This window comes from Leifsonia shinshuensis (genome assembly GCF_031456835.1).
Lineage (GTDB): Bacteria > Actinomycetota > Actinomycetes > Actinomycetales > Microbacteriaceae > Leifsonia > Leifsonia shinshuensis_C.
The window spans coordinates 1,355,719-1,380,734 of the sequence record NZ_JAVDVK010000001.1 but is presented as its reverse complement, the minus strand read 5'-3'; the positions used below and the strand labels follow the sequence as shown (position 1 = coordinate 1,380,734).

Here is a 25,016-nt window from a genome sequence, read left to right as displayed (position 1 = left end):
AAAGTGCACGGAATCGCCCCGATTTCGTGCACTTTTCGTGTAGTCGGCGAAGGGGCCGACGGAGGGGGAGAGCCTGAGAGCGGAGCGGGTCAGGCGAAGATGGCGGGCCAGAGGGCGACGGCGAGGGGGTAACCGACGAACGAGACGATGTCGATGATCGTGTGCGCCACGACGAGCGGCATCACGCGGCCCCAGCGGGTGTAGCACCAGCCGAAGACGACGCCCATGATCGCGTTGCCGACGAACGGGCCGAAGCCCTGGTACAGGTGGTAGCTGCCGCGCAGGACGGCGGCCCCGAGGATGATCATCCATGTACCCCACCCGAGCTGCCGCAGCCGGGTGAACAGGTAGCCGACGACGATCACCTCCTCCTGCAGCGCGGCCCGCAGGGCGGCGAGGATGAGCACCGGCACCGTCCACCAGTGGGCGTTCAGCGTGGAGGCTTCCACCGTCACGGTCAGGCCTAGGATGCGGCCCAGGGCGTAGAAGAGGATGCCGGGGATCCCGATCACGAGGAAGAGCAGCGCCCCGCCGCCCAGGTCGCGCGCGGGACGAGTCAGGTCGAGCCCGATCCGGCGGAAGCCGCTGCGCTGCGGCTGCCAGAGCAGGTAGATCACCAGCGCGACCGCGAACAGCGGGAACAGGTTGCCCAGCACCTGGTACAGGAAGTCGAAGACCTCCCGGCTGGACTGGCTGGGATTGACCTCGGCCTTCTGCTGCGACAGCGGCGTGCTCTGCGTCGCGCGGTCGACGATCGTGATGACGGAGTAGATCGCGGACTGCCCGAGCGAGAGCCCGAGGACGATCGCGACCTCCCACCAGAGCCGCGGCCGGGACTCCCGTGGAACAGCGACCTCGGCCGACCAGGTGCGCGTCTCGCTCATGGGGACATCCTGCCAGCCCCGCCGTCCCGCCGGCGTCACCGCCAAATGGATGGATCGTTGCATTGCACGGCCGAATCCATCGTTTTTGTGCGCTTCGCGCAGGAATCCGCCGACTGAGTTACCACTATGTAACGTTTTCCCGACCTGTTTTGCAATCGCTGGCGACGATACCTAGGGTCATTCTTATCCCGCGCGGGACAGGCACTCTCGCACGCCTGCACCGTCGCACACTTCGCACAGGAGGAACATTGCACATCAACGGAAGAAGGGTGAGGTACGCGGTCAGCGCGGTCGCCGTCGCAGGCGTCGCAGCACTCGCACTGTCGGCCTGCACCACGTCCGGCAGCACCAGCACCTCGTCCGCTGCCAAGGGCGGCACCGTGACGGTTGCGGTCGTCAACGACTTCACCTCGTTCAACTCGCAGACGCCTCAGGGCAACCTGGACACCAACGGCCAGGTCGGCTACCTGAACGGATCGTACGGAACCGGTTTCCAGTACATCGACAACAACTACAAGATCGTGCACGACGACAAGTTCGGCACGTTCGAGAAGACCTCGGACGACCCGCTGACCGTCAAGTACACGCTCAACAAGGACGACAAGTGGTCCGACGGCCAGCCCGTCACCGCTGACGACATGATCCTCGCCTGGGCGATCGCCTCCGGTCACTACGACTCGGCGAAGTTCGACGACGAGGGCAACGTCTCCAGCGGCACGCAGTACTTCCAGATCGCAGGCTCGACCGCCGGCGTCGACGCCACCGACTTCCCGACGGTGAGCAACGACAACCGCACGATCACCCTGAAGTACGAGACCCCCTACGTGGACTGGGAGCTCGTCAACCCGATCGCGCAGCCCGCGCACATCGTCGCCAAGAAGGCGGGCCTCTCCTCGGCCGCCGACCTGACGAAGCTGCTCAAGGGCCTGCCGAAGGGCGACCCGGCCAACCCGGCGCCGGCCGACCCGACGCTGAAGAAGGCGGCGGACTTCGTCAACACCGGCTACGACGTCACGGCGTTCCCGACCGACAAGGACCTGCTGGTCTCCTCCGGCCCGTTCGTCGTCTCGTCGTGGACCCCGGGCCAGTCGCTCACGATGACCCCGAACAAGTACTACGCCGGCGGTCTCAAGCCGAACGTGGACAAGATCGTGTTCCGCATCATCCCGGACGCGAACGCCCAGGTCACCGCTCTCCAGAACGGTGAGGTCGACATCATCAACCCGCAGGCGTCCGCCGACACGATCACCGCGCTCAAGCAGACCAGCGCGAAGATCCTGACCGGTGCGCAGGCGTCGTACGACCACCTCGACCTGAACTTCGGCTCGCCGGTCTTCGCCGACGCGAAGGTCCGTGAGGCGTTCCTGAAGACGATCCCGCGTCAGCAGATCCTCGACTCGATCGTCACCCCGGTCGACTCGAAGGCCAAGGTCCTGGACTCGCAGATCTTCCTGCCGAACCAGGAGCAGTACGAGGGCAGCGTCAAGCAGAACGGCTCCGACAAGTACAGCAAGGTCGACATCGACGGCGCCAAGGCGCTCCTCGCCGGTGCCACCCCGACCGTGCGCATCCTGTACAACACGAACAACCCGAACCGTGTCGACGAGTTCCAGTCGATCCAGGCCTCGGCCGCCAAGGCCGGCATCAAGGTCGTCGACGCCGGCTCGCCCGACTGGAGCAAGCTGCTCCCGGGTGGCGACTACGACGCCTCGCTCTTCGGCTGGATCAGCCCGGGTGCAGGCACCACGCAGCTGCCGCAGGTGTTCGCCTCGCAGGGTGGCGGAAACTACAACCGCTACACCGGCACCAACGACCTGGCGCTCAAGTCGCAGACCACCCTGGACAAGGATGAGCTGACGAAGATCGAGTACCAGATCGACAAGAAGGCCTTCGCCGACGCGTACGGCCTGCCGCTCTTCCAGCTGCCGGGTGTCTTCGCGACCACCTCGCGCGTGCAGGGCGTGAAGTACAACGGCGGGCAGTCCGGCCCGTTCTGGAACTTCTGGGAGTGGACCGTCAAGTCGTCCTCCTCGAAGTAACAGCTCCGTAAGCGAGAGTGCCCGGGTGAACCCCGGGCACTCTCCTGCGGCGGGGCGTCGGTTCAGGCCGGCGCCCCGTATCATGTAGTCGGTGGACGCGATCCGTCCGCCCCGTGAGATACGCGCCTGGCGGCACCCCCTCCGCCGCACCCCCGATCGGCGCGTCCTGTCAGTGAAGGTTTTGAACCTATGGCGAGTTTCATCCTGAGGCGCCTCCTGGTCTCAGTACTCATCATCATCGCCGCTTCGTTCCTGATGTACATGCTGGTGGCCTACAGCGCCGACCCGCTCCAGGACCTGCGAAGCAGCAATTCCCCCAACAAGACGCAGCTCATCAACGCGCGCATCCAGCTCCTGCAGCTGGATGTGGTGCCCCCGCTGCGCTGGCTCCTCTGGCTCGGCGGCGCCGCCAAGTGCCTCATCCCGTTCGCCAACGCGTGCGACCTCGGTTCCACCATCTCCAACGCGAAGGTGACCGACATCCTCCCGCAGGCGCTCGGTTCGACGGTGCAGCTGGTCACGGTCGCCCTGATCCTCGCGATCCTCCTCGGTGTCACCATCGGCATCGTCACCGCCCTGCGGCAGTACAGCGGACTCGACAACGTCGTCACGTTCCTCAGCTTCTTCCTGTACTCGCTCCCGGCGTTCCTCGTGGCGGTGCTCCTCAAGGAGTTCGTGGCCATCGGCTTCAACAACTTCCTGGCGCATCCGGTCATCCCGTGGTGGGTCGCGCTGATCATCGGCATCGTCGCCGGCCTGATCTGGCAGTCGTTGATCGGCGGCGACCGGCGACGGCGGCTCATCACCTTCGTCGTCTCCACCGTCGCGACGGCCGGCGTGCTCCTGCTGATGTCGGTGATGAACTGGTTCCTCTTCCCGGGCCTCGGCCCGGTGGTGATGATCATCCTCATCGGCGCGACCGTGATCGGCACCACGGCGCTGATCTCGGGCCTGCAGAACCGGCGCGCCCTGATCGCCGCGGGCATCACCGGCGCGGTCAGCCTGGTCTGCTACTTCGCGCTGCAGCCGCTGTTCGACGTCTCGACCGTCGGTACCATCGTGATCCTCGCGATCGTGTCGATCATCGTGAGCCTGGCGATCGGCTGGTTCGTCGGCGGGTACGACCGCGGCCAGAACATGCGCATCGCCGTCATCGTGGCGATCGTGTCCGGCTTCTTCATCATCGTCGACCGCTTCATGCAGGCCTGGCCGCAGTACTTCCAGGACACCAACGGCCGCCCGATCGCGACCGTCGGCTCGTCCACGCCGGGCCTCGACGGCGACATGTGGGTGACCGGGCTCGACACGTTCACGCACCTGCTGCTGCCGACGATCGCGCTGCTCCTGATCTCGTTCGCCTCCTACACGCGCTACTCGCGGGCCGGGATGCTCGAGGTGCTCAACCAGGACTTCATCCGCACCGCGCGCGCCAAGGGCCTCCCCGAGCGCACCGTCGTCGTGCGGCACGCCTTCCGCAACATGCTCATCCCGATCACGACCCTCGTCGCCTTCGACGTGGGCGCCCTGCTCGGTGGTGCGATCATCACCGAGAAGGTGTTCGCCATCCCCGGCATGGGGTCCCTGTTCAACCTGGGCCTCAGCCGCGGTGACCTCAACCCGGTCATGGCGTACTTCCTCGTGATCGCGGCGATGGCCATCCTGTTCAACTTCCTGGCAGACCTCGCGTATGCCGCCCTCGACCCGAGAGTGAGGGTCCGCTGATGTCCACCGACACCCGTATCGCCGACGAGCTGCAGGCCCCTTCGGCTCCGCCCGTGAGCCAGGGCAAGCTCATCTGGAAGCGGTTCCTCTCGAACAAGATCGCCGTCGCCAGCGCGGTCCTGTTCATCCTGATCCTGATCTTCTCGATCTCCGCGATCGGCCTCGGCCCGATCCACGGCTGGTGGAAGTACACCTACACCGAGCTGAACGACCAGGTGCAGCAGGGCGCCCCCACGTGGGAGCACCCGTTCGGCCAGGACCGCATCGGCAAGGACTACTTCGCCCTCACGATGCGCGGCATCCAGAACTCGATCCTCGTCATGATCGTGCTCGGCCTGATCGCGAGCGTCGTCGGCGTCGTCGTCGGCGCCGTCGCGGGCTACTTCCGCGGCGTGGTCGACGCGATCCTGATGCGCATCACCGACGTCTTCATCGTCATCCCGGCGCTGGTGATCGGCTCGGTCGTCGGCCACATCTTCGGCGGCCTCGGCGCGTTCTTCCTGGCGCTCATGCTCGGGTTCTTCTCGTGGATGGGCATCGCCCGACTCGTGCGCGGCGAGTTCCTGTCGCTGCGCGAGCGCGAGTTCGTGGAGGCGGCCCGTGTAGCCGGCGCCTCGGACAGCCGGATCATCTTCAAGCACATCCTGCCCAACGCCATCGGCGTGGTCATCGTGGCCTCGACGCTGATCATGGCCTCGGCCATCCTGCTCGAGACCGCGCTGTCGTACCTCGGCTACGGCATCCAGCCGCCGGACGTGTCGCTGGGCCTCCTGATCAGCTCGAACCAGTCGGCGTTCCAGACGCGGCCGTGGCTGTTCTGGTGGCCGGGTGCGTTCATCGTGACGCTCGCGCTGCTGGTCAACTTCGTCGGCGACGGTCTGCGCGACGCGTTCGACCCGCGCCACCGCCGGTTCAACCTGCGCAAGATGCGCGAGCAGGAGCCGGAGGAGGGCGAAGGCGACGGCGGTACGCCGCGCACGGGAGCAGCCCTCGCGGAGGACGTGCTGTGACGCTCGGCACCGTCGCGCTGCTCCCGGCCTCAGGCCAGGAGCAGGGCGGCGACGCTGCCGGCCGCGAGCAGCACCAGCGCGATCAGCGACGCGACGTGCCAGCGGATGCCGACCGGCGTCTCGTCGGCCCGTCCGGCCTCGATCGCGCCCGACTCCTGCAGGTCCGCCCAGCGGCGGCGCACCACTTCGGCGGCGGCTCCCGACTCGGTGGCCAGCAGGTCGCCGGGGCGGCGCAGGCTGTCGTCGACGCTCGGCCGGCCGACGCGGCCCTTCGTCTCGGTGCGGGTCGCGCGGAGCGTGCGGGTCGTCCCGGGAGCGGGCGCGGACCACACCGGGAACTTGCGGCCCGGCGTGTAGAGCGTGAGCGCGTACTTGGTGTCGACGGCGATCAGCGCCTCCCACGGGATGCTCACGGTCTGCGTCACGTTGACGAGCGTCAGTCCCTCGTCGGCCACGACGAGCAGCGGGCGCCACAGCATGGCCCAGGCGATGAAGGCGAACAGCGCGACCGGCACGATGTAGAGCAGCCGGGCGTCGTGGACGCTGACCAGCAGGCCGACGGTCAGGGCGGCAGCGGCCGCCCAGATCAGAACGGCAAGGACCCGGTTGAACCGGGACACGAAAACCTCGCGTCCGGCGGGGGAGACGTAGGGCATGGGTCCATGCTCTCATCCCGCCGGAACGCCCCCGAAAGGAACCACGAATCATGACCGAGACCACAACGGGTCGGGCGACGGCCGCGACCGGCGGCCCCGTCCTCGAGGTGACCGGCCTCTCCGTCGACTTCGGTGTGGACAACATGTGGGTGCCCGCCGCGAAGGACCTGAACTACCAGATCAAGGCGGGCGAGGTGCTCGCGATCGTCGGTGAGTCCGGCTCCGGCAAGAGTGCGAGCTCGATGGCGATCCTCGACCTCCTGCCGAAGAACTCGCGCGTCCGCGGATCGATCAAGCTCGACGGGCGCGAGCTCACCGGGCTCAGCCAGCCGCAGATGCGCCGGGTGCGCGGACGCCAGGTCGCCGTGATCTTCCAGGAGCCGATGACGGCGCTGAACCCCGTCTACACCGTCGGCTTCCAGATCGTCGAGACGCTCCGCATCCACTTCGGGATGTCGCCGCACGAGGCGAAGGAGCGCGCGCTCGAGCTGCTCGCCATGGTCGAGCTGCCGGACCCGAAGAAGGCATTCAACTCGTACCCGCACCAGCTCTCCGGCGGCCAGCGCCAGCGCGCGATGATCGCCCAGTCGATCTCGTGCGATCCGAAGCTGCTGATCGCCGACGAGCCGACCACCGCGCTCGACGTGACCGTGCAGGCCGAGATCCTGGAACTGCTGCGCAGCCTCCGCGACCGCCTCGACAGCGCGATCCTGCTGATCACGCACGACATGGGCGTCGTCGCCGACCTCGCCGACAACATCGTGGTCATGCGCAAGGGCGACATCGTGGAGGCCGGGACGGTCGCCGACGTGTTCGCCGAGCCGAAGCACCCCTACACGATCGCGCTCCTCGACGCCGTGCCGCACCTCGGCCAGCGCGAGGACGAGGAGATCGATACGACGGCCGCCCTCGCCGCCGGGACCGAGCACCCCGACGCCTCGTTCACCGAGCGCATCCGCGCCAACGAGCGCGCCGCTCAGGCGGAGCACGAGAAGGCCGAGATGGACAAGCGCCAGGTCGTCGTCGACTTCCGGGATGTGGCCATCGAGTACCCGAAGCACGGACGCGTCCCCGCGTTCCGCGCCGCGAGCAACATCGACCTCAAGATCCACGAGGGCGAGGTCGTCGGTCTGGTGGGCGAGTCGGGCTCCGGCAAGACGACGCTCGGCCGCGCCGCGATCGGGCTGCTGCCCATCCACTCGGGCCAGCTCGTGGTCGCCGGGCAGGACATCAGCAACGCCGGCCGCGACGAGATCCGCAAGCTGCACCGCAACGTGGGCATCGTGTTCCAGGACCCGTCGTCGTCGCTGAACCCGCGCCTCCAGATCTCCGACTCGATCGCCGAGCCGCTGCGGCTCGCGAAGGGCCTGAAGGGGGCGGAGCTCTCCAAGGAGGTCGACCGCCTGCTCGACAGCGTCGAACTGCCGCGCGCCTACCGCAGCCGCTTCCCGCACGAGCTGTCCGGCGGCCAGAAGCAGCGCGTCGGCATCGCCCGCGCGCTGTCGCTGAAGCCGCAGGTGCTGATCGCCGACGAGCCGACCAGCGCGCTGGACGTGTCGGTGCAGGCGCGTGTGCTTCAGCTGATGCAGACGCTGCAGAAGGAGATGAACTTCGCCTGCCTGTTCATCACCCACGACCTCGCGGTCATCGACGTGCTGGCCGACCGCATCGCCGTGATGCACCACGGCCGCCTGGTCGAGGTCGGGACGCGGGATGAGATCCTGCGCTACCCGAAGGAGGCGTACACGCAGCGCCTGCTCGCAGCCGTGCCGCTCCCGGACCCGGAGCAGCAGCGCGCCCGCCGCGCCCTGCGCCTGGAGCTGCTGGCCGCAGGCGCCGACGAGACGGGCGCCGTGCCGGCCGTGCCGCAGGAGCCGCAGCAGCCCGAGCCGCCCGTCGCGCAGGGGCTGTAACAACTGGGCTGTAGCTCGCTGACAGCGGACTCAGGAGAAGGGGAGCGGATCCACGATAGAATGGACCGTTCCCCTTCTTCCTTCTGACGAGAGTCGAGTCCTTAAGCATGTCCGAGAACGCCGTCGCCCGCCGCGATGATCTGCGCAATGTCGCAATCGTCGCCCACGTCGACCACGGCAAGACCACGCTGGTCGACGCCATGCTCAAGCAGACCAACTCCTTCGACGCGCACGCGCACGTCGAGGAGCGGGCCATGGACTCCAACGAGCTGGAGCGTGAGAAGGGCATCACGATCCTCGCCAAGAACACGGCGATCTCGTACAAGGGCAAGCACGCCCCGAACGGCCCCATCACCATCAACGTGATCGACACTCCGGGCCACGCCGACTTCGGCGGCGAGGTCGAGCGCGGCCTGTCCATGGTCGACGGCGTCGTGCTGCTGGTGGATGCGTCCGAGGGCCCGCTGCCGCAGACCCGCTTCGTGCTGCGCAAGGCGCTCGAGGCGAAGCTGCCCGTCATCCTCGCGGTCAACAAGACCGACCGCGGCGACGCCCGCATCGACGAGGTCGTCGGCGAGAGCCAGGATCTGCTCCTCGGCCTCGCGAGCGACCTCTCCGACGACGTGCCCGACCTCGACCTCGACGCCATCCTCGACGTCCCCGTGGTCTACGCGTCCGGCCGCGCCGGCGCCGCCAGCCGCAACAAGCCGGCCAACGGCGAGCTGCCCGACAACGACGACCTGGAGCCGCTGTTCGAGGCGATCCTGGAGCACATCCCGGCGCCGAGCTACGACCCCGAGGCCCCGCTGCAGGCGCACGTGACCAACCTCGACGCCTCGCCGTTCCTCGGCCGTCTCGCGCTGCTCCGCATCTTCAACGGCACCCTCAAGAAGGGCCAGACCGTCGCCTGGGTGCGCCACGACGGCGACGTGCACAACGTGCGCGTGACCGAGCTGCTGATGACGAAGGCGCTCGACCGCTACCCGGCCGAGTCCGCAGGCCCCGGCGACATCGTCGCCGTCGCCGGTTTCGCCGACATCATGATCGGCGACACCCTGGCCGACCCCGACGACGTCCGTCCGCTTCCGGCCATCCACGTCGACGAGCCCGCGATCTCGATGACCATCGGCACCAACACCTCCCCGCTCGTCGGCAAGGTGAAGGGCCACAAGCTGACCGCCCGCATGGTGAAGGACCGCCTCGACCGCGAGCTCGTCGGCAACGTGTCGCTGCGCGTGCTCGACATCGGCCGTCCGGACGCGTGGGAGGTGCAGGGCCGCGGCGAGCTGGCGCTGGCCATCCTCGTCGAGCAGATGCGCCGCGAGGGCTACGAGCTGACCGTCGGCAAGCCGCAGGTGGTCACCAAGAAGGTCGACGGCAAGACGTTCGAGCCGTACGAGCACCTGACCATCGACGCCCCCGAGGAGTACCTCGGCGCGATCACGCAGCTGCTCGCCGCCCGCAAGGGCCGCATGGAGAACATGGCGAACCACGGCACCGGCTGGGTCCGCATGGAGTTCATCGTGCCGTCGCGCGGCCTGATCGGCTTCCGCACCGAGTTCCTGACCACCACCCGCGGCACCGGCATCGCGAACGCGATCTCGCACGGCTACGACGAGTGGGCCGGTCACATCGTGACCCGCAGCAACGGCTCGATCGTGGCGGACCGCGCCGGCGTGGTGACCCCGTTCGCCATCATCGCGCTCCAGGAGCGCATGACGTTCTTCGTGAACCCCACGGAGGAGGTCTACGAGGGCATGGTGATCGGCGAGAACTCGCGCGCCGACGACATGGATGTGAACATCACCAAGGAGAAGAAGCTCACCAACATGCGCTCCTCCACGGCCGACACGTTCGAGTCGATGACGCCGAGCCGTCAGCTCACGCTGGAGGAGTCGCTGGAGTTCGCCCGCGACGACGAATGCGTCGAGGTGACTCCGGAGGCCGTCCGCATCCGCAAGGTCGAGCTCGACGCGACCGCCCGCGGCCGTGCCGCCGCGCGCCTCAAGCGCCAGGACGCCGCGGCCGTCTGACGCCCGCACCCGTCATCGAGGGGTCGCGACACGCCGTTATGGCACATCCATAACGGCGTGTTGCGGCCCCTCGTTCGTGCACGCACGGGTGGGTGGGCGTCCGGGAGAATGAACGTATGAAACGTCGCCTCGCCCTGCCGCTCGCCGCCGTGCTGCTCGTCGCCGCAGCCCCCGCGCTCACCGCGTGCAGCTTCCAGAGCGTGGTGAAGGATGTGTCCGGCGGCAACGTCGACGTCGGCGGCACGTCCATCCCCACCGACTTCCCGAAGGACGTGCCGCTCGCGAGCGCCGACGTCGTCTTCGCCGCCGGCCTCGGCTCCGGCGACGACAAGGTGTGGAACGTGACGGTGAAGGTCCCGGACGGCGAGGCGTACAGCTCGATCGAGAAGCAGCTCACCGACGCCGGGTTCAGCGGCGACTTCGGCGCCCGCGGCGCGAACGGGGGAGGGACGGGCACGTTCAGCAACGGCTCCTACGGCGTCCTCGTCGTCGTCACGGACGCCGGGAGCAACGGCTGGGTCGCCAACTACTCCGTCTCGAAGGGCAAGGCGCCGAGCCCGACGCCGACCGCCGGCTCCTGAGCGGATCGCGGCACAGCGGCGAACCGGGCTCCGCGACTACGCGAACAGCCCCGCCCCGACGAACGACCCCTCGCTCGCGCCCGGCGGCACCGCGAACACGCCCGACCCGACGTGGCGGACGTACTCGTTCATCAGGTCGTTGGCGGCGAGCCGCTGCTGGATCGGGATGAACTGCATGCGCGGGTCGCGCTGGAACGCGATGAAGAACAGCCCGGCGTTGAGCCGCCCGAGCTCGTCGTTGCCGTCGACGAAGTTGTAGCCGCGCCGCAGCAGCTGCGCCCCGCCGTTCATGGTGGGATGCGCGAGCCGCACGTGCGAGTCGGGGTCGATCTTGGTGCCGCCGTCCTTCGCCAGCGCGAGGAAGTTCGGCGCGGTGAACTCGGTGCCGCCGGAGAGCGGTGCGCCCTCGCCCTTGTCGCGGCCGATGATGCGCTCCTGCTCGCCGAGCTGCTGCCGGTCCCAGGTCTCGATGACCATGCGGATCTTGCGCGCGACGAGGTACGAGCCGCCGTGCATCCACTCGGCGCCGTCCGCCCGCGATGCCCACACCTGGTCCTCGACGACCGACTGGTCCTCGGACTTGATGTTGGCCGTGCCGTCCTTGAACCCGAAGAGGTTGCGCGGCGTGGCCTGCGCCCGCGAGGTGGACGACGTACGGCCGAAGCCGAGCTGCGACCAGCGGATGGCGGCGCGGCCGAACGCGATGCGCGAGAGGTTGCGGATGGCGTGCACGGCCACCTGGGGGTCGTCGCTGCACGCCTGCACGCACAGGTCGCCGCCGCTGATCGCCTCCTGGAGCGCGTCACCGGGGAACCGGGGGAGGTCGACGAGCGCTTCGGGGCGGCGCGACGCGATCCCGAACCGGTCCTGCCCGGTCGCGGTGCGGAACAGGCTCGGGCCGAAGCCGAACGTGAGCGTCAGGCCGCCGGGCGGGAGGTCGAGCGCCTCGCCGGTGTCGTCCGGCGGGGCGTCGGAGGGGCCGGACGCCGGGCCGTACTTCCCGGCGGGGCGGCCCTGCGTCATCCGCGCGGCCGCGACCGTCCAGTCCTGCAGCAGCTCCTTCAGGCCCTCGCGGTCGAGGCCCGGCGAGACGTCGAAGGAGGCGAAGTGGAGGCGGTCCTGCGCGGGAGTGGTGATGCCGGCCTGGTGGGCGCCGTAGAACGGGTAGGTGGCGGAGGCCGTGGTGGTCGCCCCGAGCACGGTGCGGTCGGCGGCGACCCCCGCGCCGATGCCGGCGAGACCGGCCCCGACCGTCACGCCGGCGAGCCCCAGCATGCCGCGGCGGGACAGCCCGCGGCGCCCGGAGTCGTGCGCGGTCTGCTCGGTCGCGGCGCTCTGGGGGCCCGCGGCGTCGTCGGTCGGGTGGTCGGTCACGCGGCTACTTGACGATGATCGAGGTGAGGCGGCTGAGCGGCTCGCTCAGCGCGTTCACCTGGTCGGACAGCTGCTTCACCTGGTCGGTGCTCAGCTCGGTGTAGCTGACGAAGCCGTCGCCGGACTTGTACTGGGCGAGCGTCGTCGCGATCGTCGTGAATTCGGTGTCGAGCTTCGAGACCACGTCGGCGCCCTGGCTGCCCTTCTTCGCCGCGATGTCGCGGACGACGCCGTACGCCACCTGGGCGCCCTCGAGGTTGGCCTGGAAGTCCTGCAGGTCGGTGTGCGAGAAAGCCTCCTCCTCGCCCGTGATCTTGGAGCCGGCGACCTCCTCCATCAGCCCGATCGCCCCGTTGGAGATCTGGTCGATGGTGAGGGTGAAGTCCTTGGCGTGCACGAGGTCGTACAGCTTCTGCGTGTCCGAGACGAGCTGATCGGCGAGCTGCGTGCGCGTGGCGGCGTCGGCCGGCGTGTACCCGGCGGGAGCCCACAGGTCCTTCTCGATGCGGTGCCACCCGGTCCACTGCTGGCCCTGCGCCAGGTCCGCCTCGCGGAGGTCGAGCGCCGGGTCGAGGTCGCCGAACTGCTCCGCGGTCGGCTCGATGCGCTCGTAGTAGGAGCGGGCGCTCGCGTACTGCGCGCGGGCGGCCGCCAGGTCGCCGCCGGAGTAGGCGGCGGCGAACGACTTCGTCGCGGTGAGGAGGGCGCCCGCCTGATCCTTCACGTAGCCGGTGTAGTTGCCGACGGCCTGGGACACCTGGGCGCTCTCGCTCTGCGAGACCGTGCGGCCGGATCCCTTGGTCACGGTGAAGGCCGCGACGTGGGCCGGGTCGCCGACCATGCCCTTCCGGCAGGCCGAGAAGTAGTCGCCCTCGGCGAGCTGCACGACATAGTTGACCGTGGTGCCCGGCCCGATGTTCTCCTTCTCGCCGACGATGCGCAGCTTGTCCTCCGCGAGCAGCTCGAACTCGTTGACGTCGCTGCCGGTGTTGGTCACCTGGAAGGTGATCGGGCCGGCCTCGGCGGTGTTCGTCGAGACCGTGCACTTGCCGTCGCTGAGCGTGACCGCGATCGCCTCGGCGGTGGCGTCGGCCTTGTTCGGAACGCATCCCGTGAGCGCGAGGGCGAGCGCGGCGGCGCCGGCCAGGGATCCGGTGACGGCGGCGAGCGGACGGAGTCGGGGCATGGAGGTGCTCTGCTTTCTGGTGGGACGGCCGGAGGGCGGGGGAGTCAGGACGCGATCGGGGCGTGCGCGGCCGTGGCGGGGGTCTTCGCCGGGGCGGCGGGCCGGGCGGATGCGCGGTGCTGGCGGACGTAGAAGTAGCCGACGACGGCGAGGTAGGCGATCCAGGCGAACACCTGGAGCCAGGTCGGCGACGGGTTGAAGTTGACGATGCCGGCGGCGAGGGTGCCGTACCAGCTGGAGGAGGGGATGAGGCCGCTGATGTCGTAGGCGTGCGCTTCGCCGCCCGGGATGAGGCCGGCCTCCTGCAGGTCGCCCAGGCCGTAGGCGAAGACACCGGCGGCGACGAGGATGAGGAACGCGCCCGTCCAGGTGAAGAACGCGCCGAGGTTGATCTTGACCATGCCGCGGTAGAGCAGGAAGCCCAGCACCGCAGCGGTCAGGAGGCCGAGGATCGCGCCGACGGCCGGCTCCCACGTCCCGCCGGTGCTGGCGACGGTCGCCCAGACGAACAGCGAGGTCTCGATGCCCTCACGGCCGACGCTGAGCATCGCGAGCAGCACGACGCCCCAACCGGCGCCCACGAGAGCCGAGTCGAGCCGGCTGTGCAGGGTGGACTTCATGGTGCGGGCGGTCTTGCCCATCCAGAACACCATCCAGGTGACGAACCCGACCGCGACCAGCGAGAGGGAGCCGCCGAGGATCTCCTGCGCCTGGAAGCTCATCCCGTAGGGGCCCCAGGTGAGCGCCGCGCCGATGGCCAGCGGCACCACGAGGGCGATCCCGACGCCGATCCACAGTTTGGACAGCACGTCCGTCCGGCCCAGTTTGACGACGTAGGCGATCAGGATGGTGACGATCAGCGCCATCTCGAGGCCTTCGCGGAGGCCGATGAGGTAGTTCGCGAGCACGGGGGACCTTGTCGGTGTGGGGGATGAGGTTGGTAAGGCTAACCTTACCCATCGAGACTAAATCAGGACCCTGCGAGTGTCCAGTTAGGATGCGAGAATGCTCAGCCGGATCGTCAGCGCCGTCCTGCTCGTCCTGACGGGCGCCGTGTTCGGCGTGATCGGGACGATCGCCCACCAGGCCTCCGTGACGTGGGGGGTCACCATCCCGCTCGGGCTCATCGGCGCGCTCGCCGCCTTCGCCGCCCTGCTGACCGGGCTCCGCCTCCTCGGCCACAGCCGGCTGCCCGCCCTGCTCGCCGCGCTCGGCGCGATCGCCGTCATCCTGCTCTTCACCCAGCAGAGCGCGGGCGGCTCGGTGCTCATCCCGAACAACCTGGCCGGGCAGGTCTGGCTGGTCGGCACCATCCTCATCGCGGCCATCGCCATCGCCTGGCCGGACGTGCGCGGACACCGCCCGACGGACGCCGCTTCGCGCGCGACGGCATAAGCTAGCAGGGTAGCTCTCGTGAAGGGATCCGAACCACTGTGACCTATGTCATCGCTCTCCCGTGCGTCGATGTGAAAGACAGGGCCTGTATCGACGAATGCCCGGTCGACTGCATCTACGAGGGCGAACGGTCGCTCTACATCCACCCGGACGAGTGCGTCGACTGCGGGGCCTGCGAGCCCGTCTGCCCGGTCGAGGCCATCTACTACGAGGACGACCTGCCCGAGGAGTGGAAGGACTACTACAAGGCGAACGTCGAGTTCTTCGACGACATCGGCTCGCCCGGCGGCGCCTCGAAGATCGGCGTGATCCAGAAGGACCACCCGGTCATCGCCGCGCTGCCCCCGCAGGCACACTGAAATGCCGCTCCAGGAGCTCCCGGACTACCCCTGGGATCTCATGGCGCCGTACGCCGAGCGGGCGAGGTCGCACGCAGACGGCGTCGTCGATCTGTCCATCGGCTCGCCGGTCGATCCGACGCCCGACCTGATCCGGGAGGCGCTGGCCGCGGCCACGGACGCGCACGCGTACCCGCAGACCGTCGGCACGCCGGCGCTCCGCGAGGCGATCGTGGACTGGTTCCAGCGCCGCCGCGGCGTGCGCGGCCTGACCGTCGAGAACGTCCTGCCGACCATCGGCTCCAAGGAGCTGGTGGCCCTGCTGCCCTTCATGCTCGGGCTTGGGGAGGGCGACACCGTCGTGCACCCGCGCGCCGCGTACCCGACCTACGCCATCGGCGCCGCGATCGCGGGCGCGACGGCGCTGGCGAGCGACGACCCGGCCGAGTGGCCGGAGGGCACGAAGCTCGTCTGGCTGAACTCCCCGGGCAACCCGGACGGCCGCATCCTGACCGTGCACGAGCTGCGCGCGGCCGTCGCCCGCGCCCGCGAGCTGGGCGCCTACATCGCCAGCGACGAGTGCTACGCCGAGCTCGGCTGGGAGGCGCCGTGGGATGCGGAGCGCGTGCCGAGCATCCTCGACCCGCGGGTGATCGGCCAGGACCGGCGGAACGTGCTCGCGGTCTACTCGCTCAGCAAGCAGTCGAACCTCGCCGGGTATCGCGCCGCCTTCGTGGCCGGCTGCCGGCAGATCATCGAACGGCTGGTGAACGTGCGGAAGCATGCGGGGCTCATGCTCCCGGCGCCGCTGCAGGCGGCGATGGTCACGGCCCTCGGCGACGAGGAGCACGTGGAGGCGCAGAAGGCCCGGTACCGGGCCCGCCGCGAGGCGCTCAAGCCGGCGCTCGAGGCCGCCGGGTTCCGCGTCGACCGCAGCGAGGGCGGCCTCTACCTGTGGGCGACGGAGGGACGCGACGCCTGGGACAGCATCGGACGGCTCGCCGACCGCGGCATCCTCGCCGGGCCCGGCCACTTCTACGGCGACTTCTACCCGCAGCACGTCCGGCTGTCGCTGACGGCGACCGACGAGCGGATCGCGGCGGCCGCAGACCGGCTGCGCGGCTTTGGAGACTCCCTCTAACGGCATCCGCGGGCCTTTGCCCGATGCCACAGTTGTCGCCCGCGTTCGTTAGGCTGTATCGGCAGGCCCGACTAGCGGACGGCTCTGTCGCAGCGCTGCCACACCCGGCGCGCGCACGAATCACCAGCCATGAGGCGATATCCCACCAGGAGGCGTTGTGAGCGGACTCGGCACCGAGAGCACCGGCACCGAGAGAGCGGCGGCCGAGACCGAGCTGGCGACCGCGTCGCTCAGCTACCCGGGCGGCACGGCCGAGTTCCCCATCCGGCCGAGCGTCGACGGCGCGTCGAGCATCGACTTCTCGTCGCTGACCAAGCAGACCGGGCTCACCAGCCTCGACTACGGCTTCGTCAACACGGCGGCCACCCGCTCGTCGATCACCTACATCGACGGCGAGCAGGGCATCCTGCGCTACCGCGGCTACCCGATCGAGCAGCTGGCCGAGAAGTCGACCTTCCTCGAGGTGGCGTGGCTGCTGATCCACGGCGAGCTGCCGTCGGAGACCGAGCTGGCCGACTTCGACGAGCGCATCCGCCGTCACACGCTCCTCCACGAGGACCTGCGCCGTTTCTTCGACGCCCTGCCGCACGACGCGCACCCGATGTCGGTGCTCTCGAGCGCGGTGTCGGCCCTGTCGACCTTCTACCAGGACTCGCTCAGCGTCAGCGACCCGGAGCAGGTGGAGCTGTCGACCATCCGGCTCCTCGCCAAGCTGCCGGTGATCGCCGCGTACGCGCACAAGAAGAGCCTCGGCCAGGCGTTCCTCTACCCGGACAACTCGCTGAGTTTCGTCGACAACTTCCTGCGCCTCAACTTCGGCACCCTCGCCGAGCCGTACGAGGTCAACCCGGTGCTGTCCCGCGCCCTGGAGCGCCTGCTCATCCTGCACGAGGACCACGAGCAGAACGCCTCCACCTCGACGGTGCGGCTGGTCGGCTCCACCCAGGCGAACCTGTTCGCGTCCGTCTCGGCCGGCATCAACGCCCTCTACGGCCCGCTGCACGGCGGCGCCAACGAGGCGGTGCTGCAGATGCTCGCGGGCATCCGCGACTCGGGCGAGAGCGTCCAGAAGTTCGTGGAGCGGGTCAAGAACAAGGAGTCCGGCGTCAAGCTGATGGGCTTCGGTCACCGCGTCTACAAGAACTTCGACCCGCGCGCCAAGCTCGTGAAGCAGTCCGCCGACGAGGTGCTCGAGGCGCTCGGCGTGCACGACCCGCTGCTCGACATCGCCAAGGAGCTCGAAGAGGTCGCGCTCGCGGACCAGTACTTCATCGACCGCAAGCTGTATCCGAACGTCGACTTCTACACGGGCGTCATCTACAAGGCCATGGGCTTCCCGACCCGGATGTTCACGGTCCTGTTCGCCATCGGCCGCCTCCCGGGCTGGATCGCCCACTGGCGCGAGATGAACCTCGACCCGCAGACGAAGATCGGCCGCCCGCAGCAGCTCTACGTCGGTTCGCCGGAGCGCACGCTCGACCGCTGATCCCCGGGTCGGAGATCGACCGGTCGGCGCGCTACGCTCCTGAGTGACGGCGCAGCCCGACGAAGGAGCGATGTGGGCGACGACACCCCTCGGCTGAGACGGCACCATCGGGTTCTGCGAGCGGTGGGCGTCGTGCTCGCGGTGCTGCTCGTCATCCTCGTCGTCGCGGGCGGCGTGGGCGTCTGGACGGTCACGCGCTCCTTCCCGCAGACCTCCGGGTCGGTGGATGTGCCGGGTCTCACGAAGCCGGTGACGGTGACGCGCGACAGCGCCGGGGTGCCGCAGCTCACCGCATCCACCGCCGACGATCTGTTCCGCGCGCAGGGCTACGTGCACGCGCAGGACCGCTTCTGGGAGATGGACTTCCGGCGCCACGTCACGGCCGGCCGGCTCTCCGAGCTGTTCGGCGCGAGCCAGGTGCCGACGGACACGTTCATCCGCACGCTCGGCTGGCGGCGCGTCGCCGAGCAGGAGGTGAAGCTGCTCGACCCGACCTCGCTGCGCTATTACCAGGACTACGCGGACGGGGTGAACGCGTACCTGAAGCGGCACTCGGGCGCCGAACTGTCGCTCGAGTACGCGGTGCTCGGGCTGCAGAACCCGTCGTACCGTCCTGCGCCCTGGACGCCGGCGGACTCCGTCGCCTGGCTCAAGGCGATGGCCTGGGACCTGCGGTCGAACCTCGAGGACGAGATCGACCGGGCGCTGCTCGCGACGAAGCTGAAGCCCGAGCAGATCGCCGAGCTCCACCCCGGCTACCCGTACAGCAGCCACCCGACGATCACCGACCAGGGCGGCGGGAACCCCCGCACGGTCACGCCGGAGAGGTCGCCGGATGCGATCGCGTCGGATGCGTCGGCGTCGCCGCCGTCCGGGCCGGACGCGACGGCGGACCCCGCGTCGTACGCCGCCCAGCTGGCGCAGGTGGCCGAGAGCGTGGACGCGCTTCCGCAGCTGATGGGACCGGCGGGCGACGACATCGGCTCGAACTCGTGGGTGGTCGCCGGCGCGCACACCGCGAGCGGCAAGCCGCTGCTCGCCAACGACCCGCACCTCGGCGCCGCCCTGCCGTCGGTCTGGTACCAGATGGGCCTGCACTGCGCGACGGTCGGACCGGAGTGCCCGTTCGACGTCGCCGGCTTCAGCTTCTCCGGTTTCCCCGGCGTCATCATCGGCCACAACGACCGCATCGCGTGGGGGTTCACCAACCTGGGCCCGGATGTCGCAGACCTGTTCGTCGAGAAGGTCACGGGCGACACGTACGAGTACGACGGCGCGCAGGTGCCGCTGGAGAAGCGCACCGAACGCATCCGGGTCGCGGGCGGGAAGGATGTCGTCATCACCGTACGGTCGACGCGGCACGGACCGATCGTCACCGACATCGGCGACGCCTACGCCGTCATCGCGAAGGACCAGGCCGGGAAGCTCGGCGTGCCTGCCCCGAAGTACCAGCTCTCGCTGGCGTGGACGGCGCTCACGCCGGGAACCACGGCCAACGCCATCTTCGCGTTCGACACCGCCCGAGACTGGACCGCCTTCCGCGCCGCCGCCCAGCAGTTCCAGGTGCCGTCGCAGAACCTCGTCTACGCCGACGTGGACGGGCACATCGGCTACCAGGCGCCCGGCCTCATCCCCGTCCGCGCCGCGGGCGACGGCACGATGCCGGAGCCGGGATGGACGAGCCGCTACGGCTGGACGGGCACCATCCCGTTCGATCAGCTGCCGTCGGTGTTCGACCCGCCCTCCGGCTACATCGTCACCGCCAACAACGCGGCCGTCGGCCCCGGTTTCCCGGTGCTGATCACGGCGGACTGGGACCACGGCTACCGCGCGAACCAGATCGAGGTGCGCCTGGCGGGGCTGCTCGCGGGCGGCCGGGAGGTCACCGGCGCGGACATGTCGGCGATCCAGGCCGACACGTACGACGCGAACGCCGCGAACCTCGTGCCGGTGCTGCGGGCGGTCGCGGCGAAGCCGGACGCGTCCACCGACCTGCAGCAGGCCGCCCGGCTGCTCGACGGCTGGGACTACCGCGACCGGGGCAGCAGCGCCGCGGCCACCTACTTCGCGGTCTTCTGGAAGGAGCTGCTGCACGACGCATTCGCGCGCAAGATCCCGGCGGCCACGGCGCCGACCGGAGGCGACCGCTGGTTCGCCGTGGTGGAGTCGCTGCTCTCGCAGCCGGACTCGTCGTGGTGGGCGGACTCCGACCTCGGCACCACCGACCGCGACTCGATGATCGCCTACGCCGCGGGGAAGGCCTGGGGTGAGACGCGCCGCCTGCTGGGCGGCGACCCGGCGGGCTGGCGCTGGGACAGCCTCCACACGCTGACCTTGACGAACGCCAGCTTCGGCGAGTCGGGGATCGCTCCGATCGAGTGGCTGTTCAACCGGGGCCCGTGGCATGTCGGCGGGGGCTCGAGCGTGGTGGATGCGACCGGCTGGGACGCGACGGCCGGCTTCGCCGTCGAGCGGGTGCCGTCGATGCGCATGGTGGTGGACCTCGCCGACTTCGACCGGAGCACGTGGATCAACCTGACCGGCGCCTCCGGGCACGCGTTCGACGCGCACTACACCGACCAGACGGACCTCTGGGCGACCGGCCGCACACGGCCGTGGCCGTTCACGCCCGCCGCGGTGACGAAGGCGGCCGACCAGACGCTGACGCTGCGCCCCGGGCGCTGAGCGGCGCCGCGCCGCGACCATTCGTGCCGAATGCCGGCTTGCGGCGCCGGGAGTGAGGATTCGTGCCGAATGTCGGCCCTGCGGTCACTCCGAGGTGAGGGCGGCCCAGGCCATCCGCTCGAGCACCGGGCGGACGGCGTCGGGCGCGACGTGGGCGGAGCCGACGCGCGCGGTGTGCGGAGTCGAGTTCAGGAGGCCGAAGGTGCCCTGCACGCGCACGCGCAGCTCGTCGTCGGCGAGGGCGGGGTGCAGCTGGCCGAGCACGCGCATCCACACCTCGACGTAGCGGCGCTGCAGCCGGCGGACCTGGCGTCGCGCCGAGTCGGGCAGGGCGTCGAGGTCGCGGTCCTGCACGCGGATCGTGTCCGGCTCGCCGAGGGCGAAGTCGATGTGGAAGCCGATCAGCGCGCGGAGGGCCGCCTCGGCGTCCGGGTCGGCGCCCGAGACGTCCTCGCCGCCGGAGAGCAGCCGCTCGCTGACTCCGACGAGGAGCGCTTCGAGCACCGCCTGCTTGGACGAGAAGTGGCGGTAGACCGCGGGCCCGCTGACCCCGACGGCCGAGCCGAGGTCTTCGATCGAGACGCCGTTGAACCCGCGCTCGGCGAACAGCGTCGCCGCTGCCTCGAGCAGCGCGGCGCGCCGGTCGGCCTTGGCCTGGCTGCGCTGCGTCGGCCGCTCGAGGGGCTCGGCGGGTTCGGTCTGGGTCATCGTCCTCGATGGGGTCGGGCCGCCCGGGAGGCGGTGCTGGACTTTTCGGTTAATGAACACTAACCTAAAACCGAGTTAGTGACCACTAACCGACTGTCGATGACGACACGGAGCAGTATGCCGACCCTGACCAGCGAGGCGTCCGCCACGGACGCCCGGTTCGAGCAGAACGACGTCGACCAGCGCGAGCTCGTCGCCGACCTCCGGCGGCGGCTGCAGGTCGCCGCGGCGGGCGGCCCGGAGCGCGCCCGCGAACGCCACGTCGCACGCGGCAAGCTCCTGCCCCGCGACCGCATCGACGCGCTGCTCGACGAGGGGAGTCCGTTCCTCGAGCTGGCGCCGCTGGCCGCGACCGGGATGTACGGCGACGAGAGCCCCGCCGCCGGCGTGATCGCCGGGATCGGCCTCGTCGCCGGCCGCCACGTGATGATCGTGTGCAACGACGCCACGGTCAAGGGCGGCACGTACTACCCGATGACCGTGAAGAAGCACCTGCGGGCGCAGGAGGTCGCGCTCGAGAACCGGCTGCCCTGCATCTACCTGGTCGACTCCGGCGGCGCCTTCCTGCCGATGCAGGACGAGGTGTTCCCGGACCGCGACCACTTCGGCCGCATCTTCTACAACCAGGCGCGGCTGTCCGCCGCGAAGATCCCGCAGATCGCCGCCGTGCTCGGCTCCTGCACCGCGGGAGGCGCCTACGTGCCCGCGATGAGCGACGAGACGGTGATCGTCCGCAACCAGGGCACGATCTTCCTCGGCGGGCCGCCGCTCGTGAAGGCGGCCATCGGCGAGATCGTCACCGCCGAGGAGCTGGGCGGGGGCGACCTGCACGCGCGGACCTCCGGCGTGGTCGACCACCTGGCCGAGGACGACGAGCACGCGCTCGCCATCGTCCGCGACATCGTCGCGACGCTCCCGCCGCCCGCTGAGCCGGCCTGGCAGGTGCTGCCCGCGACCGCGCCCGCCGCCGACCCGGACGAGCTGTACGGCGTCGTCCCGGTCGACGTGCAGGCGCCCTACGACGTGCACGAGGTGATCGCGCGGATCGTCGACGGCAGCGGGTTCGAGGAGTTCAAGCCCGATTACGGCACGACGCTCGTCACCGGGTTCGCGCGCATCCACGGCCACCCGGTCGGCATCGTCGCCAACAACGGCGTGCTGTTCAGCGAATCGGCCCTGAAGGGCGCGCACTTCATCGAGCTGTGCGACCAGCGCGGCATCCCGCTACTCTTCCTGCAGAACATCAACGGCTTCATGGTCGGCCGCGACTACGAGGCCGGTGGCATCGCCAAGAACGGCGCCAAGATGGTCACCGCGGTCGCCACCACCCGCGTCCCCAAGCTGACCGTCGTGATCGGCGGCTCGTTCGGGGCGGGCAACTACTCGATGTGCGGCCGCGCGTACTCACCGCGATTCCTGTGGATGTGGCCCGCCGCGCGCATCTCGGTGATGGGAGGCCAGCAGGCGTCGAGCGTGCTGGCCACGGTCAAGCGCGACCAGCTGGAGGCGCGGGGCGAGGACTGGTCCGCCGAGGACGAAGCCGAGTTCCGAGCCCCGATCGCCGCCCAGTACGAGGAGCAGGGCAACCCGTACTACTCCACCGCCCGGCTCTGGGACGACGGCGTGATCGACCCGGCCGACACCCGCACGGTGCTCGGGCTCGCCCTCGACGTGATCGCGCGCTCGCCGCTCCCCGACACGGCCTTCGGCCTCTTCCGGATGTGATCCCCGTGACCAGGACCCCCTTCTCCACCGTGCTCGTCGCCAACCGCGGCGAGATCGCGTGCCGCGTCATCCGCACCCTGCAGCGGCTCGGCATCCGCTCGGTCGCCGTCTACAGCGACGCGGACCGGGACGCCCCGCACGTGGCGCTCGCCGACGTCGCCATGCGCATCGGTCCCGCTGCGGCGCGCGAGAGCTACCTCGACGTCGACGCCATCGTGGAGGCCGCGCGGCGCACCGGCGCCGAGGCCGTGCATCCCGGCTACGGGTTCCTCTCCGAGAACCCCGCGCTCGCCGAGGCGTGCGAGCGGGCGGGCATCGTGTTCGTCGGACCCGGCGTGCACGCGCTCGAGGTCATGGGCGACAAGATCACCGCGAAGCACGCGGTCGCCGAGTACGACGTGCCGACCATCCCGGGCATCGCGGAGCCGGGTCTGGGCGACGACGACCTGATCGCGGCGGCGGAGCGGATCGGGTACCCCGTGCTCGTCAAGCCGTCCGCGGGCGGCGGCGGCAAGGGGATGCAGGCCGTGCGCTCGGCGGACGAGCTGCCGGAAGCGCTGCGCGCCGCCCGGCGCGTCGCCGCCGCGGCGTTCGGCGACGACACCCTGTTCCTCGAACGGCTCGTGTCGTCGCCGCGGCACATCGAGGTGCAGGTGCTGGCCGACCGCCACGGCGGGATCGTGCACCTCGGCGAGCGGGAGTGCTCGCTCCAGCGCCGTCACCAGAAGGTGATCGAGGAGGCGCCGTCCCCGCTGCTCGACGAGACCACCCGAGCGCGCATCGGCGAGGCCGCGTGCCGCGTCGCGGCCAGCGTCGGCTACACGGGGGCCGGGACCGTCGAGTTCCTGGTGTCGGCCGAGTCGCCGGACGAGTTCTTCTTCATGGAGATGAACACGCGGCTCCAGGTCGAGCATCCCGTCACAGAGTTGGTGACCGGGCTCGACCTGGTGGAGCAGCAGCTGCGGATCGCCGCGGGGGAGCCGCTGTCGTTCGGGCAGGCCGATGTGCGGCTGCACGGGCACGCCGTCGAGGCGCGCGTCTACGCGGAGGACCCGGAGCGCGGCTTCCTCCCGGCGGCAGGGCGCGTGCTCGCCCTCCGCGAACCGTCGGGAGAGGGCATCCGCGTCGACAGCGGCATCGCCGCCGGCGTCCCGATCGTCACCGACTACGACCCCATGCTCGCCAAGGTGATCGCCTGGGGCGACGACCGCGACCAGGCGCTCGCGCGGCTGCGCGGCGCGCTCGCCGCCACGAGCATCCTCGGCTCGGTCTCGAACGTTTCGTGGCTGGCCGACCTGGTCGCGGACGACGACGTGGTCGCCGGGCGGATGGACACCACGCTGATCGACCGCCGGTTCTCCGAGCGCGCGCCCACGGCCGCGAGCGAGGACGAGTTGGTCGGCGCAGCGCTGCTGGCCCACCACGATCGGTCGCAGGAGTCCGCCGCGGTCGCTCCGCTGTGGGCGGCGCCCACGGGATGGCGGCTCGGCCGCCCGCGCCCGGTGCGCTACGACGTGGACGGCGTCACCGTCACGGTCGAGGGGCCGCCCGAAGCGGCCCGCGTCGCCATCGCGGACGGGGACGCGCGACCGGCCGCGCTCCGCCTGCGCGACCCGCAGCATCCCGGCGAGCCCGCCGTCGCCCTGCTCGACCTCGACGGCCGCACGCTGCGCTTCGACGTCGCCCGCGACGGCGCGACCGTGTGGCTGGCGCGCGACGGACGCGCCCGCCCGCTGCGCCTGCGCGACCGGGCCACCCGGCTCGCCGAGCGGCTCGCCGCGCTCGACCGCGGTGACGCGGCTGCGCATCCCGAGCTCCGCTCGCCCATGCCCGGGACGGTCGTCGCCGTGCCGGTCGAGGGAGGCGCACGGGTCGCGGCCGGGGACACCGTCGTCATCGTCGAGGCGATGAAGATGGAGCACCGCCTGGTCGCGCCCGTCGCGGGCACCGTGACCGTGCACGTCGCCCCCGGCGACCTGGTGCGGCTCGACCAGTTGGTCGCCCGGGTCGACGCGGACGACGACGCCGCCGACGACGCCACCGCCGATGACGCCACCACCGACATCCCCACCACCGATGTGCCGCCCCAGGAGGCGGACGCGGAGCCGGCACCACCGGCCGCCGCACAGCGATAGGCCCC

Annotated in this window: 19 protein-coding genes; 13 read left to right on the top strand and 6 right to left on the bottom strand. The window is 70.2% G+C overall.

Annotated elements, in window-relative coordinates; translation table 11 throughout:
- Positions 1–89: 89 nt before the first annotated feature.
- Positions 90–884, bottom strand: coding sequence for a CPBP family intramembrane glutamic endopeptidase (locus J2W45_RS06765; protein WP_310130060.1), 795 nt, complete (start codon positions 882–884; stop codon positions 90–92).
- A 248-nt stretch (positions 885–1,132) separates the two neighbouring features.
- Here J2W45_RS06765 and J2W45_RS06760 point away from each other — a divergent pair, with 248 nt between their 5' ends.
- The 3 genes from J2W45_RS06760 to J2W45_RS06750 all read left to right on the top strand — a co-directional run bounded on the left by J2W45_RS06760 (position 1,133) and on the right by J2W45_RS06750 (position 5,655).
- Positions 1,133–2,923 (top strand): ABC transporter family substrate-binding protein, encoded by a 1,791-nt coding sequence (locus J2W45_RS06760; protein ID WP_310130058.1) that lies wholly within the window; start codon positions 1,133–1,135, stop codon positions 2,921–2,923.
- Between the two features lie 189 nt (positions 2,924–3,112).
- A complete protein-coding gene (locus tag J2W45_RS06755) occupies positions 3,113–4,645 on the top strand; it encodes an ABC transporter permease (protein WP_310130054.1) in 1,533 nt (510 codons plus the stop codon).
- Positions 4,645–5,655, top strand: coding sequence for an ABC transporter permease (locus J2W45_RS06750; RefSeq protein WP_310130049.1), 1,011 nt, complete (start codon positions 4,645–4,647; stop codon positions 5,653–5,655). The genes J2W45_RS06755 and J2W45_RS06750 overlap by 1 nt, the downstream gene beginning before the upstream one ends.
- Positions 5,656–5,684: 29 nt before the next feature.
- Here J2W45_RS06750 and J2W45_RS06745 read toward each other — a convergent pair whose 3' ends face one another.
- Positions 5,685–6,311, bottom strand: a complete 627-nt coding sequence (locus tag J2W45_RS06745) for a PH domain-containing protein (RefSeq protein ID WP_310130047.1) — start codon at positions 6,309–6,311, stop codon at positions 5,685–5,687.
- A 50-nt stretch (positions 6,312–6,361) separates the two neighbouring features.
- Between J2W45_RS06745 and J2W45_RS06740 the strand changes: the two genes are divergently transcribed.
- From J2W45_RS06740 to J2W45_RS06730, 3 genes are all read left to right on the top strand, one after another.
- Positions 6,362–8,224 carry an ABC transporter ATP-binding protein gene (locus J2W45_RS06740; protein ID WP_310130045.1) on the top strand — a complete coding sequence of 621 codons (1,863 nt, stop codon included), beginning with the start codon at positions 6,362–6,364 and terminating at the stop codon, positions 8,222–8,224.
- Positions 8,225–8,331: 107 nt separating this feature from the next.
- Entirely contained in the window at positions 8,332–10,257 is a 1,926-nt protein-coding gene (gene typA, locus J2W45_RS06735) for a translational GTPase TypA (protein WP_089909748.1), read from the top strand.
- Between the two features lie 116 nt (positions 10,258–10,373).
- Positions 10,374–10,838: a hypothetical protein gene (locus J2W45_RS06730; RefSeq protein ID WP_310130043.1), complete on the top strand. Its 465-nt coding sequence runs from the start codon at positions 10,374–10,376 to the stop codon at positions 10,836–10,838.
- A 36-nt stretch (positions 10,839–10,874) separates the two neighbouring features.
- Here the strand turns inward: J2W45_RS06730 and efeB are convergent, their stop codons facing one another.
- Genes efeB through efeU form a run of 3 tightly spaced genes read right to left on the bottom strand, consistent with a single transcriptional unit; the run spans position 10,875 to position 14,306 of the window.
- Entirely contained in the window at positions 10,875–12,212 is a 1,338-nt protein-coding gene (gene efeB / locus J2W45_RS06725) for an iron uptake transporter deferrochelatase/peroxidase subunit (protein ID WP_396427072.1), read from the bottom strand.
- A 4-nt stretch (positions 12,213–12,216) separates the two neighbouring features.
- On the bottom strand, positions 12,217–13,398 hold the full coding sequence (efeO, locus tag J2W45_RS06720; RefSeq protein WP_310130042.1) for an iron uptake system protein EfeO: 1,182 nt from the start codon (positions 13,396–13,398) through the stop codon (positions 12,217–12,219).
- 44 nt (positions 13,399–13,442) lie between these two features.
- Positions 13,443–14,306 (bottom strand): iron uptake transporter permease EfeU, encoded by an 864-nt coding sequence (gene efeU / locus J2W45_RS06715; RefSeq protein WP_310130041.1) that lies wholly within the window; start codon positions 14,304–14,306, stop codon positions 13,443–13,445.
- A 97-nt stretch (positions 14,307–14,403) separates the two neighbouring features.
- On the opposite strand from efeU, the gene J2W45_RS06710 reads away from it, so the two are divergent.
- The 5 genes from J2W45_RS06710 (at position 14,404) to J2W45_RS06690 (ending at position 20,443) form a co-directional block, all read left to right on the top strand.
- Positions 14,404–14,793, top strand: a complete 390-nt coding sequence (locus tag J2W45_RS06710) for a DUF6113 family protein (RefSeq protein WP_310130039.1) — start codon at positions 14,404–14,406, stop codon at positions 14,791–14,793.
- 38 nt (positions 14,794–14,831) lie between these two features.
- Entirely contained in the window at positions 14,832–15,152 is a 321-nt protein-coding gene (gene fdxA / locus J2W45_RS06705; RefSeq protein ID WP_310130037.1) for a ferredoxin, read from the top strand.
- A gap of 1 nt (position 15,153) precedes the next feature.
- A complete protein-coding gene (dapC, locus tag J2W45_RS06700; RefSeq protein ID WP_310130036.1) occupies positions 15,154–16,272 on the top strand; it encodes a succinyldiaminopimelate transaminase in 1,119 nt (372 codons plus the stop codon).
- A 214-nt stretch (positions 16,273–16,486) separates the two neighbouring features.
- Entirely contained in the window at positions 16,487–17,758 is a 1,272-nt protein-coding gene (locus tag J2W45_RS06695) for a citrate synthase (protein ID WP_310134943.1), read from the top strand.
- Between the two features lie 72 nt (positions 17,759–17,830).
- Positions 17,831–20,443: a penicillin acylase family protein gene (locus J2W45_RS06690; protein WP_310130035.1), complete on the top strand. Its 2,613-nt coding sequence runs from the start codon at positions 17,831–17,833 to the stop codon at positions 20,441–20,443.
- A gap of 84 nt (positions 20,444–20,527) precedes the next feature.
- On the opposite strand, the gene J2W45_RS06685 is transcribed toward J2W45_RS06690, so the two are convergent.
- Positions 20,528–21,151, bottom strand: coding sequence for an SACE_7040 family transcriptional regulator (locus J2W45_RS06685; RefSeq protein WP_310130034.1), 624 nt, complete (start codon positions 21,149–21,151; stop codon positions 20,528–20,530).
- A 117-nt stretch (positions 21,152–21,268) separates the two neighbouring features.
- Between J2W45_RS06685 and J2W45_RS06680 the strand changes: the two genes are divergently transcribed.
- A complete protein-coding gene (locus tag J2W45_RS06680; protein ID WP_310130032.1) occupies positions 21,269–22,876 on the top strand; it encodes a carboxyl transferase domain-containing protein in 1,608 nt (535 codons plus the stop codon).
- A gap of 5 nt (positions 22,877–22,881) precedes the next feature.
- Entirely contained in the window at positions 22,882–25,011 is a 2,130-nt protein-coding gene (locus tag J2W45_RS06675) for an acetyl/propionyl/methylcrotonyl-CoA carboxylase subunit alpha (RefSeq protein ID WP_310130030.1), read from the top strand.
- The last annotated feature ends 5 nt before the right edge of the window (positions 25,012–25,016 follow it).